Annotated in this window: 14 protein-coding genes; 8 read left to right on the top strand and 6 right to left on the bottom strand. The window is 33.6% G+C overall.

The genetic code is table 11. The features are described from left to right. The first annotated feature begins 23 nt into the window (after positions 1 to 23). The 6 genes from BZARG_RS06760 to BZARG_RS06735 all read left to right on the top strand — a co-directional run bounded on the left by BZARG_RS06760 (position 24) and on the right by BZARG_RS06735 (position 6,145). A complete protein-coding gene (locus BZARG_RS06760) occupies positions 24 to 893 on the top strand; it encodes a DMT family transporter (protein WP_237702580.1) in 870 nt (289 codons plus the stop codon). A gap of 1 nt (position 894) precedes the next feature. Further along, positions 895 to 2,358, top strand: a complete 1,464-nt coding sequence (gene cls, locus BZARG_RS06755; protein WP_008636652.1) for a cardiolipin synthase — start codon at positions 895 to 897, stop codon at positions 2,356 to 2,358. Positions 2,359 to 2,438: 80 nt separating this feature from the next. Continuing rightward, positions 2,439 to 3,338 carry a mechanosensitive ion channel family protein gene (locus tag BZARG_RS06750; protein WP_008636580.1) on the top strand — a complete coding sequence of 300 codons (900 nt, stop codon included), beginning with the start codon at positions 2,439 to 2,441 and terminating at the stop codon, positions 3,336 to 3,338. A 102-nt stretch (positions 3,339 to 3,440) separates the two neighbouring features. Beyond that, positions 3,441 to 4,031 carry a HupE/UreJ family protein gene (locus tag BZARG_RS06745; RefSeq protein ID WP_008636687.1) on the top strand — a complete coding sequence of 197 codons (591 nt, stop codon included), beginning with the start codon at positions 3,441 to 3,443 and terminating at the stop codon, positions 4,029 to 4,031. A 93-nt stretch (positions 4,032 to 4,124) separates the two neighbouring features. Further along, positions 4,125 to 4,559 (top strand): deoxycytidylate deaminase, encoded by a 435-nt coding sequence (locus BZARG_RS06740; RefSeq protein WP_008636632.1) that lies wholly within the window; start codon positions 4,125 to 4,127, stop codon positions 4,557 to 4,559. Continuing rightward, positions 4,556 to 6,145, top strand: a complete 1,590-nt coding sequence (locus BZARG_RS06735) for a S41 family peptidase (protein WP_008636627.1) — start codon at positions 4,556 to 4,558, stop codon at positions 6,143 to 6,145. The genes BZARG_RS06740 and BZARG_RS06735 overlap by 4 nt, the downstream gene beginning before the upstream one ends. 9 nt (positions 6,146 to 6,154) lie before the next feature. Here the strand turns inward: BZARG_RS06735 and BZARG_RS06730 are convergent, their stop codons facing one another. Both BZARG_RS06730 and BZARG_RS06725 read right to left on the bottom strand, forming a co-directional pair. Further along, the gene (locus tag BZARG_RS06730) at positions 6,155 to 6,757 is read right to left on the bottom strand and encodes an FAD-dependent oxidoreductase (RefSeq protein WP_008636670.1); all 603 of its coding nucleotides are present in this window, start codon (positions 6,755 to 6,757) and stop codon (positions 6,155 to 6,157) included. Next, positions 6,757 to 6,960 carry a membrane protein gene (locus BZARG_RS06725; RefSeq protein ID WP_008636739.1) on the bottom strand — a complete coding sequence of 68 codons (204 nt, stop codon included), beginning with the start codon at positions 6,958 to 6,960 and terminating at the stop codon, positions 6,757 to 6,759. The genes BZARG_RS06730 and BZARG_RS06725 overlap by 1 nt, the downstream gene beginning before the upstream one ends. Positions 6,961 to 7,121: 161 nt before the next feature. Here BZARG_RS06725 and BZARG_RS06720 point away from each other — a divergent pair, with 161 nt between their 5' ends. Continuing rightward, entirely contained in the window at positions 7,122 to 7,691 is a 570-nt protein-coding gene (locus tag BZARG_RS06720; protein ID WP_008636597.1) for a DUF3109 family protein, read from the top strand. Positions 7,692 to 8,366: 675 nt separating this feature from the next. On the opposite strand, the gene BZARG_RS06715 is transcribed toward BZARG_RS06720, so the two are convergent. The 3 genes from BZARG_RS06715 to BZARG_RS06705 form a co-directional block, all read right to left on the bottom strand. Continuing rightward, complete coding sequence (locus tag BZARG_RS06715; protein WP_008636757.1) at positions 8,367 to 10,319, bottom strand: tetratricopeptide repeat-containing sensor histidine kinase; 1,953 nt, start codon at positions 10,317 to 10,319, stop codon at positions 8,367 to 8,369. A 6-nt stretch (positions 10,320 to 10,325) separates the two neighbouring features. Next, positions 10,326 to 11,060, bottom strand: coding sequence for a LytR/AlgR family response regulator transcription factor (locus BZARG_RS06710; protein ID WP_008636594.1), 735 nt, complete (start codon positions 11,058 to 11,060; stop codon positions 10,326 to 10,328). Positions 11,061 to 11,556: 496 nt separating this feature from the next. Then, positions 11,557 to 13,857, bottom strand: coding sequence for an inorganic phosphate transporter (locus tag BZARG_RS06705; protein ID WP_008636622.1), 2,301 nt, complete (start codon positions 13,855 to 13,857; stop codon positions 11,557 to 11,559). A 392-nt stretch (positions 13,858 to 14,249) separates the two neighbouring features. Here BZARG_RS06705 and BZARG_RS06700 point away from each other — a divergent pair, with 392 nt between their 5' ends. Continuing rightward, positions 14,250 to 14,603 (top strand): toxin-antitoxin system YwqK family antitoxin, encoded by a 354-nt coding sequence (locus BZARG_RS06700; RefSeq protein WP_008636641.1) that lies wholly within the window; start codon positions 14,250 to 14,252, stop codon positions 14,601 to 14,603. Positions 14,604 to 14,669: 66 nt separating this feature from the next. On the opposite strand, the gene BZARG_RS06695 is transcribed toward BZARG_RS06700, so the two are convergent. Continuing rightward, on the bottom strand, positions 14,670 to 15,872 hold the full coding sequence (locus BZARG_RS06695; RefSeq protein ID WP_008636729.1) for a hypothetical protein: 1,203 nt from the start codon (positions 15,870 to 15,872) through the stop codon (positions 14,670 to 14,672). Between the last annotated feature and the right edge of the window lie 95 nt (positions 15,873 to 15,967).

Raw genomic sequence — 15,967 nt, 5'->3', positions numbered from 1 at the left:
AATTGTTTAAAAATAGGTGGTTTTTGGTTACAATTCTCGCCTTAACCTGGGGTAGTAGTTTTATACTAATTAAGAAAACATTAGTCGCCTTTTCACCTTATGAAATTGGTGCCATACGCGTGGCTGTTTCAGGAATTATTTTAGCTTTTTTAGGTGTTCCAGCTATAAGAAAAATGCCGTTAAAAACCTTATTTTGGGTGGCTGTTGCTGGTTTTTTTGGTAATTTTTCACCTATGTTTTTATTTCCCATTGCACAGCAAAAAGTGAGTAGTTCTTTAGCGGGGATTTTAGATTCCTTGGTTCCAATATTCGTGCTTATTTTCGGTTTTTTTTTCTTTGGAATACGCAGTAAATTATCACAAGTTTTAGGCGCTATAATAGGTTTTATAGGTGCCGCTAGTCTTATCTTTTTTTCAGAGGCAAATACTGAGGGTTCACAATTTTGGTATGCCATGCTCATTGTTCTAGCAGGTGGGTCCTATGCTATGAATGCCTTGGTTATTAAAGAGAAAATCCCTGGTTTAACGTCTATAGATTTAACGGCTGCCGTATTCACCTTTTGGGCAGTACCATCATTAGTTATTCTGTATTTTACGGGCATATTCGAGAATTTTGAAATGACACCCGAACGCTCTGAAGCGCTTGGTTATTTAAGTTTTCTAACCATTTTTGGAACAGCAATAGCCATGTTATTATATTATAAATTAATTCAAAATACAACGCCTGTTTTTGCTAGTTCGGTTAGTTATTTGTTACCCGTGGTTGCAGTTATTTGGGGTGTTTTAGATGGAGAGAAGTTTTCTTTTTGGTATATTCTTGGTGGTTTATTAATTTTAATAGGTATTTATTTAATTCGCGAGAAGAAAGTGAATCCAAAATTAGTTCAAAGGTAATATGTTAAACTCCAATTGGTTTCTGGCTGTTAATATCATTTATGCTATTATAATTATTTTTGTAATTATGAGAGTGCTTTATGATACGCGTAGTAGCACCAAAGCATTGGCCTATATTTTATTCATTGTTTTTGTGCCTATAATTGGTGTGCTTTTTTATTTTACCTTCGGAATAAACTATAGAAAACGCAAGCTGTATTCCAAGAAAATAGTAGAAGATGAGCCCTTGCGGAAGCGTATTCTCGATAAAATGAATGCATATTCTGAATCTATTAGTAATTCTGGATTAATTACTGACAAACACCAAACCTTGGTGGAGTTTATTCGTCGTGCTGGGCGAAGTCCGTTAACAGCAAATAATCAAGTGAAATTGCTGATAAATGGTGAAGAGAAATTCCCCGAATTATTAAAAGCCCTTTCCAATGCAAAACTACACATTCACATAGAGTATTATATCTATGAAAATGATAATACTGGTAACCAAGTTGCAGAAATACTGATTCAAAAGGCGCAAGAAGGTGTTGAGGTTCGTTTTATGTATGACGATTTTGGAAGCCATGGTTTAGGAAACGATTTTATAAAAAAACTCCAAAATGCAGGTGTACAGACCGCACCTTTTTATAAGATAAAATGGTATGCTTTTGCTAACCGACTTAATTATAGAAATCACCGTAAAATTATTATTATAGACGGTGATGTTAGTTTTGTTGGAGGTATTAATATGAGTGATAGATACCGGAACGATTTTGAAAGCAATAACCAACTGTTCTGGCGCGATACGCATGTAATGATTACGGGCCAAGCTACCGCATATTTGCAATATCTTTTTCTTTGCGATTGGAATTTTTGTAGTCATACCAATTTAGATTATAGCGAAATCTATTTCCCTGACAATACCCAAAATGACAACATAGAAAACGATATGGTTCAAATTGCCGCTTCTGGTCCAGATAGTGTACAGCCAGTCATTTTCTATTCTCTTTTAAAAGCTATTGGATCCGCTAAAAAAAGTATTTATATAACCAGTCCTTATTTTATTCCTGGAGAGAGCTTAATGGATGCCTTAATTATTGCGATTCAAAGCGGCTTGGATGTTAAAATTATAATTCCTGGAGAATCAGATTCGGTTATGGTCAATGCTGCTGCCAGTGCTTATTATACAGAATTATTGTACTACGGAGCTCAAATTTATAAATATAACAAAGGATTTGTTCATTCTAAAACTATGGTGGTTGATGATGATTTAGCCATAATTGGTTCTGCAAATATGGACTATCGTAGTTTCGATCTTAATTTTGAAGTCAATGCTATGGTTTACAGTAAAGATATAGCCAAGCAATTACAAAACAGTTTTTTTGTGGATTTGAAAGAGTCTTCTGAAATTGATGCAGCGAAGTGGCTAAGCAGGCCTAAGTATATCCATGTTTGGGAGAAATTTGTGCGTTTACTATCGCCTTTTCTATAATTTTTGCCAAATAGGTATTATATATTGTAGGCAAAAAGGTATTTTTAATAATTATAAACTGTGTAAAAAAAAGTGAATTTATGGAAGACTCTCTACAACTTATGAAAGAATCGTTGCAAGCTTATTGGGAGTCTTTTATTATAAGTGTTCCAAAAATTATTTTGGCAATTTTAATGATCATCATTGGGTTTCTTCTAGCTAATTTAATTTCGCGTTTTTTCAAAAAAACAGTATTGCTAAAAAGGCATGATCCATTGATGATTAATTTCTTGGCTAAAACCGTCAAATTGGGCGTTGTTATTCTGGTAATTATGTTGGCCCTAAAAGTAGCTGGATTAAGTGGCATAGCAACAGGTTTGTTAACAGCGGCTGGAGCATCAGCCGTTATAATTGGTTTTGCTTTTAAGGATGTTGGCGAAAATTTTATCTCCGGAATTATTTTATCCTTTAACAGGCCGTTTGATGTAGATGATACCGTGATGGTTGATAATATTTTTGGTAAAATAAAATCGTTAGAATTTAGATACACGAAATTAAAAACCTTTGATGGTCGCGATGTCTATATTCCGAATAGTGATATTATAAAGAAAGCAGTTTACAACTATACAGAAGATGGTTTTTTCCGATTAGATTTTATGGTTGGTATCGATTACGATGATGATATTGATTTCGCTAAAAAGGTAATTTTAAATACTGTTAGAAAAACTGAAGGTGTTTATGAAGATGCCGATCATGAGTGTTTTGTGGTAGTAGATTCGTTGGGTGTGAGTTCCGTTAATTTAAAAATTCTCTTTTGGACTCAAACCAAGGAATACCGAAAACGAGCGATGGAAGTAAAAAGTACGGTTATTAGAAATGTGAAGCAAGTTATTATGGAAAATGGCTTAAATATGCCTGCGGATATAACAGAAATTAAACTATACGGATCACAGACTAGCATTCCCGTCACAGTGGATTACAAAAATCCAGAAAAAAAGTAAAAATAAAAATTCATTTTAAAAACTTTATATGATTTTCCAACTAGCTTTTTCTCAAATCATTTTAAAGTGTATCTTTGAAAACACCCAAAAACTACATAAACAATGCTCGATAATTTCTGGTTTAACGTTGAATACGGCATCAATCACGTTTTAGATTTCAAGGCCTATGATCATGTCTTATTCCTTATCGTTTTAACCGTTCCTTATTTGTTTAAAGACTGGAAACGTGTATTGCTTTTGGTAACTGTTTTTACAGTGGGCCACACGCTTTCTTTAGTTCTTGCTACTTATGGTGTAGTAAGTGTTAATGCGTATTTAGTCGAATTCTTAATTCCCATATCCATTTTGGTAATAGCCGTATTTAATGTTTTTACCGCTGGAAAAGGGGCGCAAAAAGAAAAAGTTGGCGTCTTGTTTTTTTCTACACTATTTTTCGGATTGATCCACGGACTAGGTTTTGCAAGAGAGTTTCAAATGATGCTTGGTAAATCGGGTAATAAACTCATCGTATTATTGGAGTTTGCTCTGGGTATTGAAATAGCACAAATTATCATTGTGTTTATTGTGCTTTTTCTAGGCTATATTATGCAAACGATATTTCGTTTTTCAAAACGCGATTGGGTTATGGTTATTTCAGCAGTTGTTGTTGGACTAGTAATTCCTATGATAATTGAAAGCGACTTCCTAGCCTAAAGACAACTTTTGGCTAAAGTTTTCATAAATCTTTAATCATCAGGTTGTAATTAAAAGATGAAGCCGTTATCTTCGCTGTAAGTAAGGATGTTTATGAAAGAAAAAAAACAACTTAAATACGATAAAGCGTATTTAAGAATGGCTTCGGAATGGGGCAAACTATCCTATTGCAAACGCAAACAAGTTGGTGCCATTATTGTAAAAGATAGAATGATTATCTCCGATGGTTACAATGGTACGCCAACCGGATTTGAAAATTTTTGTGAAGACGAAGATGGTAATACCAAATGGTATGTTTTACATGCCGAAGCTAACGCTATTTCAAAGGTGGCAGCTTCTACACAATCCTGTATGGGTTCTACATTGTATATCACGCTTTCTCCTTGTAAAGAATGTAGTAAGCTTATCCATCAAGCTGGAATAACCCGCGTGGTTTATCAGAACGCTTATAAAGATGATTCTGGTTTACAGTTTCTTGAAAAAGCAGGTGTAGAATTGAAATTAATTACCGACTTAACATCCGAATGAGTATAAAAAAGAAATATTTACCACTTTTCCTGGGTATCGCAATCGCTGCTGGAATCTTCATTGGTGGGAAATTAAACTTTTCTGATAAATCTGATCGACTTTTTACTACTAATAGTAAAAAAGAAAAACTCAACCGACTTATAGATTATATCGACTACGAATATGTGGACGATGTAAATACTGATAGCATTGTTGATGTTACAGTCAATAGGATTTTGGAAAATCTAGATCCACATTCTGTATATATTCCTAAAGCTGATATGCAACGCGTTTCTGAAAACATGAAAGGCGACTTTGTAGGTATTGGCATTAGTTTTTATCCACACAATGATACCATAACTGTTATCCGCGCTCTTGAGGGTAGCCCAAGTGAAAAAGTAGGTATTAGAGGAGGCGATCGTATTATTACGGCAGATGGCGACTCTATCTTTGGTAAATATTTTAGTAATTCTGATATTATCGGCAAGCTGAAAGGCCCAATAGATACGGAAGTGACGTTAGAAATCTACCGTAAAGACGAACCAAAACTTCTTGTTTTTACGGTAAAACGCGATCATATTCCTATTCCTAGTGTAGATGCTGCTTATATGCTAAATGAAACTTTAGGGTATGTTAAAATTAATCGATTTGCGGAATCTACCTACAAGGAGTTTAAAAGAGAACTGAAAATATTAAAAAAATTAGGCGTTCAAGATTTAGTGTTGGACTTGCGTGGAAACCCCGGCGGTTTTCTTGCTATTGCGGAAGAGATAGTAGACGAGTTTTTAGAGAATGATAAACTTATATTATTCACAAAAAATAAACGCGGAACCATTCAGAAAAGTTTTGCCACGAAGAAAGGTGATTTTGAACAAAGTGATGTGTACGTCCTTATAGATGAAAATTCGGCTTCAGCTAGTGAAATAGTAGCAGGTGCTTTACAGGATAATGATAGAGGAACTATTGTTGGTCGTCGATCTTACGGAAAAGGACTCGTTCAGCGCGAAATGAATTTAGGCGATGGCAGTGCCGTGCGCTTAACAGTTTCACGTTATTATACGCCAACTGGACGTTCTATACAACGAACCTATAGTAATGGTAATAAGGATTATTACGATGATTATTTCGAGCGTTTAAGCAGTGGCGAATTTCTAGATCCCGAAAAAATTGAAGTAGCCGATTCCTTGAAGTTTACCACGCCAAAAGGTAAAATTGTTTATGGCGGTGGCGGTATTATTCCAGACGTTTTTGTGCCTTTGGATTTAAGTATACAAAACGAAACCTTGACCTTGTTAGAAAGAAGTGGCTTTATAAGTAGTTTTATTTTTGAAGAATTAGAGAAAGATCGTCATGCTTATGATAAATATTCACGTAAGGACTTTATAAAAAACTTTGAGGTATCAGACGAGTTTGTATTGGCATTCAAAGATTATCTAAACTCGAAAACTACTGCCAATATTTCCTTTGTAGCTTATCAAGAAGCAGTAAAACAATATATAAAAGCTACCTTGGCGTCCCAATTATACAGTAAAGGTGCTTTAGAAGAGGTTTTAAATAAAAGTGATGTTATGATTAAAGAAGTTATAATGTTGGATACTACTAAATAGCTGTTTCCGCTAAACTTTATCATGAACTTTAACGTGCTGACCGTTGTTCCATAGCGTTAAAATATCCGTAGCAACATGGGCACCGCTTCCTGAAGCAATGGCAAACTGACTCCTCCAACCAGCAAGTGTACCTGCAACATAAAGTCCGTTGTCTATAAAGTGATTATCGTTTTTTAGCCAAATCCGTTCTTTTTCAATTTTGTCACGAGGATGCGGTTCAATATAGGATTCCAATCCTTCAATATTTATTAAATTGGTGTAGCCAACTGCAATAACCACAATTTTTGAAGCATATTCTGTTTTATTCGTGGTTACTAAAAAACCAGTCGTTGTTTTTATAACAGACTTAACTTTTTCATTTTCTATGCAGTCTACATGTGGATAAAGAGAGGTTAATTGCTCTTTTCCAGAAGTCAAAATAGCTTCGCCAGTAGTTCCAGGCATAATACCCAAAACATTATTAAATAAGGCATTTTGTAAATGCGATGTTTTCTGATGTAGAATTATACCAATGCGTTTATCGGCCACAAATTCTTGTTTTTTCCCTGATCCTAAAACCAATGCACAAGACATACCAGCGGCACCTCCCCCAATTATTAAAGCGTCAAACATTAGTCTTTGCTTTTAGATTTTTGTTGAATTTTTTTTGAAACCATTAAAATTTGAAGTAAAGTTAGCGCACAAAGCGACGCAATAATGGTAATAATAGCCACCATGCTTTTATCTGCAAAAGGCGCACTAAAGTCAATTTGAGTTACATTAAAACCAATTAATACAATAGCAATTAGAGATAGGATGAGCGTAAATATTTTCATAGTAACATAAAACGTTTTACAATCAATTAATATGATTTTTTAATCAGAAATTGTCTGAAAAACCACACGCGCTGACTTATTTAAGTGTCTTTTACAAAATTAGCCCATTTTAACTGAAATTACATCATTATAATAACCGAAAGTTTGCCTATTTTTGCCAAATGTTTCAATTAGGAAAAACCATAGTTTCAGAAGACATTATTGAAAAGGATTTTGTCTGTAATTTATCAGCATGTAAAGGTGCATGTTGTATAGACGGTGATGCTGGCGCACCGCTTGAAAAGTCTGAATCCCAGATTTTAAAAGATATTTATCCCAAAGTAAAACCGTTTTTGCGTCAAGTTGGCATTGATGCCATTGAAGCGCAAGGCACTTTTATTACTACCGAAGATGGTGAGCTAGAAACGCCACTTATTGATGGTGCCGATTGTGCTTATGTAACCTTTGATGATAGAGGAACCGCTTTATGTGGTATTGAACAAGCTCATAATGCAGGTGTTATTGATTGGAAAAAACCAGTTTCTTGTCATTTATACCCAATTCGTATACAGGAATATTCAGAGTTTTCAGCTGTTAATTATGATAGATGGTCCATTTGTGATGATGCCTGTACTTTAGGTAAAGAACTACAAGTGCCAATTTATAAGTTTGTAAAAGAAGGTCTTATTAGAAAATTTGGAGAAGATTGGTATATGGAACTGGAAAAAGTGGCTGAAAAGAATTTCAAATAGGCAATTAGGAGTAATTTTGATTTGTTTCTAGTGGTCGAATTTTATGAGTTGTTGCCGGTTTTTTTTTATTAACAGCTTTAATTTTTCCTTCATAGATAAAACGGTTCTGTAATTGCTCCCAATTATATGTTTGTTGTTTTTCGGTAGCATAAACTCCAGCACTGATTTATTTTTGTCCCTGTAAAGTATTATACCACTAATTTTATTCTCATCTTTAAATTTTATCTATCGGTCATAATAACTTACATGCATCTACTTTAGTCTCAGATCTTGATGTTTTAATGCATCTAATTATTAGATCAATTGACACAAATCATCTTAAAACTCGATTATAAAAGGCTAAATAAAACGGTCCCATTTGCTTCATAAAAATTTTAAAAATCCTTTTCCAACCCCTTTACAAATTGTTTACGGTAATCCGCTATTTCTTTTTCACTTTACTCTTCTTATACTAATATTCTGCTCATTTTAAAATAATAAAGTACCACAACCTTATTAAAGGTTCATACCTCTTTTTTCTTATGCAACTTGCAGTAGTTATACAATCTTGGAGTGGAAATTTTTATCTATTGATTTTATCTTGTTCGTTTTTTTGAATATAAATTTAGTTGGCAATAAAATAGTAGTTTACTTTTTGCCTTGATATAAATGTTGTTTTTAGTTTGGGTTAAGTCTTTATTTTGTAGGAATATTAAGCACCACTTGAGTTCCAGTTGCTAAATTATTCTCGTCGTACAAGTCGATAATTTTGATACTATAATCGGCTCTGAAGTTTTTTGAAAAATTTTCAAGGCGTGCTTTCGTAATGCTGATGCCAATGGATTGACGTTTGAGGGTTTTCTGATTTTTGATTTCTTCCGCAGCCACACGGCCAATTCCATTATCTGTAATAGTGATGGTTACATGACGTGCTGTTTCTTTTTTGGCGACTAATTCTATTTTTTTATTTTGCGTTTTAGCTGATAAACCATGCCAAATTGCATTTTCTAAAAATGGTTGTAAAATTAATGACGGGACTTTTATTGAAGACGTGTTAAGGTTTTCGTCTATAATTTCTTGGTAATCAATTTCGTTGGAAAATCGGATATTCTCAATATTCATATAAAGTGCCATATTCTCAATTTCATCCTTAAGAGAAATCTCCTTTTCTGTTGAAGCAATAAGAATTTTCCGGATTAATTTCGAGAATTTATTGAGATAGTAAACCGCATTTTCCTTTTCGTTATTAATAATATAGAGCTTAATGGAGTTTAAAGAATTAAAAATAAAATGCGGATTCATTTGATTCCGAAGCATTTCTTGCTCCAAGGTTAGAATTTTCTTTTCGTTTTTAAGTTGACGCTGCCTATACAGCACGTAAAAAGTAATAATTATTAAAGTCCCACCCAATAAACTTAAAAATAATGTGCGGTTGTTTTGCTCTAAACGTAATTTTACAATTTCATTCTCGTTGGCTAATTCTTTAATTTGATTATTCTTTTTTTCAGTGTCATATTTTACAATTAAATCATTTACATATTGAATATTACGTTCGTTGGTAAGGGACTCTTCAAGTGTTACGTATTTGCGATAATTTATTAAAGCTTCTTTATGCTGTTCCGAAAGCTCATATGTTTCAGATAAATACTTATAAGCTTCAATTTCTGAAGATTTTAATTTGAATTTTTGAGCTATTTCTAGTCCGATATTTAAATATTTTTTAGCATCGTCTAGATTATTCAATTTTAATTCAGCTAATCCTAAATTAACGTAAGAAATAGCAATATAAAATTGGTCGTTAACTTTAATAGCTGTGTTTAAAGCATCTTGAATAAGGCATCGGGCTTCACAGTATTTATTTTGATATATGTATATTTTTCCAATACTATTAAAGCAAATCACGATACCTATTTTCGAATTTATATCATTATTGTATTCAAGTGATTTGTTATAATAATCAAGTGCTTCCTGGTAGAAACCTTGCTTTTCTTTAGCGTAACCAATATTATGATTGTTAATGGCGAGTCCTAGTTTATTGTTCAATTCCTCCTCAATAACTAACGACTTGTAAAACTGGGTTAGCGCTAAATCATATTGTTTTAGCGCCGTATAAATATTTCCCATACTATTTTGAGAAACCGCTATAGATTGTTGGAGTTCTAACGTTCTTTCGCATGGCATTTCGGCTAAACTCAATGCTTGGTTATGATAATCTAAAGCAGCCCGTATGGCATCCATTCTGCGATAAACAACGCCTAACATATTTAACGTAATAACCTCCATTTCTAGGTTTCCAGCTTTTCTAGCTATGGATAATGCTTTGAAATGTACTATTAATGCTTGGTTGTAATCAGATATGTTTCTAAAATATATACCAAGGGTGTTTAAGGCATAACATTCACCATCTAGGTATTTTTTTTGATGACTTTTATGAACCAGATAGGAGAGTTTAATGGTGTCTCGTGCAATGTTATGAAAAGCTGATTCTAAAACAGATTGCTGGGTCGTTTTAAGCGCAATTACACTATCTACTTTTTTATAAAAACTTTTTACGTCCTGTACCTGCGAAAAACTAATGCTCGTTGTTAAAAGTAGTACGATTATGTATAAATATGTGAACGGACTATGAATACGCTTATAGATTTTCATTACAATTTAAACTTTATCCAGAAAATCTGATTTTCGCTGTCTGGCAACGGGTATTTTTTTATTGCTTTGCATGACGACGTAACCATCATTTTTTATAAATTCCTTGATTTTATTCAGATTTATAATAAAGGAATTGTGAATTCTAAAAAAATAATCTTCAGGTAATATAGCATTCACCTCTTTAAGTTTTTTGGTAACTACAATTTTCTGATTGTCAGCCATTACAAAAGTGCTGTAATTACCATCAGATTCAATATAAATAATGTTGTCCGTTTCTAGAAATATAAGTTTGCCATCTGTATTTATAGTAATCTTCTTCTGATTGAAATTTTTGTTGAAATTAATTAATACTTCTTCGATTTTGGCTATTGGGAAAGAAAGGGAGTTGTGCTTTTTAATTTTCCTTAAGGTGTCTTTTAAATCGTCAGAATCTATAGGCTTAAGTAAATAATCTATAGCCTCATGTTTTAAAGCTTTCAGCGCATACTCGTTGTATGCTGTGGTTATAACAACGGCAAAATCTTTATTAGACAGCCTATCTAAAAACTGAAAGCCGTCCATAGTAGGCATGTTAATGTCTAAGAAGATGCAGTCTGGTGTGTGGTTGTTCAAATAATCTATAGCGGTTTCAGGTTGGCTAAAGGTCGCTATTATTTCTACTTCATCATTGAAGTTTGTGAGTTCCCAGGATAAACTCTCAATAGCTTTTTGCTCATCGTCTATAATTACAGCTCGTATCATGCAATCAAATATAATAATATATTGTTGTTCTTAACTTTATTATATAATAAAAGCAGTTTCACTTTTTTAAAATAACGATGAGGGAAATAGATCAAATGGTGTAAGTATTTATTTTTTGCCAAGTACACATAATTTAATACCAACTATACATAAGTTGCATGAAAATGTTGATTAATGTGGCATATTCGTAATGCTATTAAATTATTATACGATTAAGCACTTATTAAAGGGTATGTGTTTTAGTCAAAATAAAAGGCTAGATATATCTAGCCTTTTTGCTTTTAGTTAATTTTAGGAAAAGAGATATTTTAAGTATTTTTTTCATAATTTATAAAATGGCTCTCCACAAACCATCTAGATAATTTTAAAACTTATTGTAGTTGATTTTTATTCATTAAAAGGAATGAAAATAGTGCTAATTAAATTTCCGCTAAACTGTTGAAAACTAAAAAAGCATCTCGAAAGAGATGCTTTTTTATATATAATATATGTATTATTAATCTTCAGGTTCCGCAACTGTAGCAGGTTCTACCGAACTGTCGTGTGCATTATGATATTCCTCTAACAGATTCATTGTTGCATTTAACAAGTCTTTAGTTTCCAATAGTAGACTGAAATACAGGGTTGTGTTTTTCGGACTAGACTCTTCAGTTCTGGTGCGCTCTACTTGTTTGTGTATTTTCTGCGTTACCATATCTGTAATCTCTTTCTTTCTACTTAAAATTTCGCCAATTTCTTCAAAAGAACGTGAATCGAAAGCTGCTTTCGTATTCTGGAATAAACGTTCAAAACGCGCATCCACTTCTTTCAACTCCTTAATCTGACTGAATTTTAATTTCTTATGATTATTGTTAACGTGTTTATGACTTACTTTAGAAATGTATTCTAAAGATTGCGTGATATCCTGTAGGTAACCTAATACATTAATGTAAAAATTACTTGCAGCGACACTGGACTCGTCTAAATTTTTAATGAAATAGAAGATGTTGTCTCGTAATTCATCAATTTCATTTCCAAGCTTGACAACTTGTTTTTTATTCTTCTTCAATAACGATAAATCTTGTTTAGCTAAACCGTTAATGGCGTTTGTATAAATGCGATTTCCACGTTTTATAACATTTGCAATATTGTTGGTGCTTTCATGAATTACACCTTGAATGGAACTGCTTTCGGCACGTGTTAAGCTATCTTCAGCTTTCAATTCATCCGATTTTTTTCTATTCGCAATATAATTTCTCACCAATATAATAATTACTAATAACAATAAAACAGGAACCATGACATTTACGTTCCAATGTAATAAGTAAGCAATGATAGCTGCGGCAACAAAGGCAATAAATGCAGTAAAGAACCAGCCTCCAATTACGTTTAATACGCCAGCTACGCGATACACTGCACTTTCTGCGCCCCAGGCGCGATCGGCAAGAGATGTACCCATGGCAACCATAAAGGTTACGTATGTAGTGGATAATGGTAATTTCATAGATGTAGCAATGGAGATTAATACGGCAGCAACCATTAAGTTAACGGCGGCTCGTACTAAATCGAAAGCAGGTAGCTCATAAGTTTTATCTTTTTTCAAGGTTAAAACAGGGATTTCAAATTGCTTATCAATCTTTTTCTGCCAAGAACTTGGTAAAAAATAGGACGACAATAGCGAGCCTAAAACTGCAAAACGAACAAAACCACGTGATAGAAAGTTAGGTTGGAAACGCTCTTTTGTTTCACCTTGACTAGATAAATCTAAAGACGTTTTCATAACAGCTTTAGCTTTACTAGAAAACCATAATGTTGCCACCATAATTAAACCAGCACCTATTAATAAATAAGTTGGTGTTGCTACTTTATCTGCAAGAAATCCCATACTGAAAGCTTCTGCGGGAAGGTCCTGCGCTGCCCAAGTAGAGTAAGAAAGCCATCCAGCAATTGGAACACCAATAAAGTTTACCAAGTCGTTCCCAGCAAAAGCCAGCGCTAAAGCAAAGGTTCCAACTAATATAATAATTTTATAAATATTTATTTTAAAAACGGTAATAAGTAAAAAAGATAATAATGCCCAAAAAAGTAAACTTAAAAGAAGAATTAAGGTTACTTGGTTTTCTAAAAAGTCGTTTACAGATGCGCCATTTAACATGGAGATAGGATCATCGGCAAATGCCATACCTTTTAAACCTTTAATAAAGATAAAATAGGTAATGGATGTTAAAGCCAAGCCGCCAAATATGGCGCCAACCCAATGTGCTTTTTTCTCAAAATTATAGGATAATAATAGTCTAGCAAACCACTGGACAAGAGCACCAATAGAGAATGCAATTACGACTGAGAGGAGTATTCCGAAAATAATTTCGGCAGCTTTTGAGGTGTTTATGTAGTGTACAAGATCCGTGAAACTACCGCCATCATGACCTATTTTTATTAAGGACATGGCTACTGAAGCACCTAACAACTCAAATACAATAGAAACGGTTGTGGATGTTGGCATACCAACCGAGTTGAAAAAGTCTAATAATAGAATGTCTGTAATCATGACGGCCATAAATATGATCATGATTTCATTGAACATAAATTCGTGCGGATTAAAGATACCTTTTCGCGCAACCTCCATCATACCGCTAGAAAAAACGGCTCCAACTGCAACACCAACACTGGCGACAATCATAATGGTTTTAAACGAAACGGCTTTAGATCCAATGGCGGAGTTCAAGAAGTTTACTGCATCATTACTAACACCTACAACCAAATCAGCTACAGCTAAAACGGCCAAGGCAATAATCATTAATAAGTATATATTATCCATATGTTACTTTAAAATAGTTTGCAAATATCCGTAGTGTTTAGAATTGTAATGTTACGTAATTGTTATCTTTTAGAATCCATTGATAAGTTTGCATGTTTTTATTGAATGGGGTTTCACTTAAATAGTAAATGTTGCATTGGAAAAACATAGCCGCTAGGATTCTTGATAATATAGTTTACAAAAATGAATCGGATTATATGCAATTACTGTTTATCTGTTTTAAGAAAACCCAAGACTGCATAATAAGCGTCATTTCATAGTGAGAATTGTAGAAAGGTCATATTACAGCATTTGTTTAAATGTCTAATGTTAAATTAATGTTACCAAAACGTTGCTTTAAGGTTAATTAAGGTATATATTTGGAATAGACGAATTTTACAAACCCAGTAATTATGAAGAGCATTCTATTAATTTTCACCTTTTTAATTTCTGCGGTCTCTTTTGCACAGCAGGAGAGAACGTTAAAGTTTAACGAAGAAACTAATGTTATTGATGTAGTATACTATCATGACAACGGTATTGTAAGCCAAACAGGATCGTATAATTTAGATAGCAATCTTCAAGGTGAATGGTTGCGTTTTAATACAGCAGGGGAGAAAATTGTTTCTGCAATTTATGATAATGGCATAAAAGTAGGTAAATGGTTTTATTGGACAGATAATACGCTGAAAGAAGTAGATTATATTAGTAATGTTATTGCTAATGTAAACACTAGGAGTAAATCCAATGTCGGTCAACGTGACTAAAAGTGTTTGGTTCAGTGATAAAAAAAGAGGGTGTCTTATAAGATACCCTCTTTTTTTATTATTTTATTATAAACCTAAAGTCCACCCATTAGCCCAAGTTGGTTTTTGAGCACCATTTCCAGCACCTGTGGCAGTTGCGTCTTCTGTGTAAAAAGCTGATACATCTACAGCAGCTCCTGCAGTATCTTTACCAGTAGATTTTGTTGTTACATTATCAAACTTAACATTTGTTGCAATTAATGAACCATTAACTACGTAACCAATACTTTCAGTATGTTGAATATCAAAACCTGTTTTCCAGTTGCTTAATACAACGTTGTCAAAAGTTGCTTTTGTTCCAACTCTTAATTTAACGGCTTGTGTTTCGCTACTTGTATCCGTTTCACCTATACCAACTAAAGTAATATTTTTAATGGTAGGGTTAGATATTGGAGTAGCCAAATGGTTGTTAGAATTGTTATCTGCTTCTATACCTCTGTTACCAGCGTTAGTTCTTTTTCCGTACCAGTTTTCACCGTTACCTGTCCAACCTTGTGTCCAGTCAAATAAATCATCTCCAACTTCCGTATGTGAATTGAATGCTACTAAATAATTAGCATTTACAGTTCCACCAAACCACTCAAAAGCATCGTCAGAACCTTCGTATGATTGAACGTATTCAATAGTTGTTCCATTACCAACACCGAAAAGAGATAAGCCGTTGAATTCTTTATCAGAGTTGTAAGCAAAACCTGTGTACTCTAGTCTTAAATACTTAATAGTACCAGAATTATCTTCAGGTTCTGTTCCACCGTACTCTAAATCAGAAACTTCTGCGGAAGCAGTTACTCCTTTATTTATTGGTGCTTTTCCACATACTACTAGTCCTCCCCATGCACCTGGAGTTTTGTTAGATGATGTCATTACTACTGGATTAGTTGCAGTTCCTTGTACATCAATTTTACCGCCTTTTGCTACTGCTATAAATCTTACTGCCGCAAAATCGGTAGCATCAGAAACAGTAGTTGCTTCAACTTTAACGCCTTCTTTAATAATAAGTATAGCGCCATCGTTTACAATTAACTTGCCTGTTAATTTGTAAGTTCCTGATTCTAATATCACCTCATCACCACTATTAAGTTCACCTTTAAAATCGTCGCGGTTAAGAACGAAAGATGCGCTTGGATCGACCTCATCAAAAGTTCCATCATCATCACTTGAACATGATGTAATAAGTGCTACAGCAGCAAAAACTGCCAAGCTTAAAAATTTCGAAATTGAATTTTTCATTGTGTTTATTTATTAATTGATTGTGTTACAAATTTTAAAAATATTGAGATACTATGTATTAAGCCTTTGTCACCAGTTTGTTAAGTTACCCTGGT

The sequence above is a fragment of the Bizionia argentinensis JUB59 genome, assembly GCF_000224335.1.
GTDB lineage: Bacteria > Bacteroidota > Bacteroidia > Flavobacteriales > Flavobacteriaceae > Algorimicrobium > Algorimicrobium argentinense.
The sequence above is the reverse complement of the archived record's forward strand: the minus strand, read 5'-3'. Positions and strand labels throughout refer to the sequence as shown.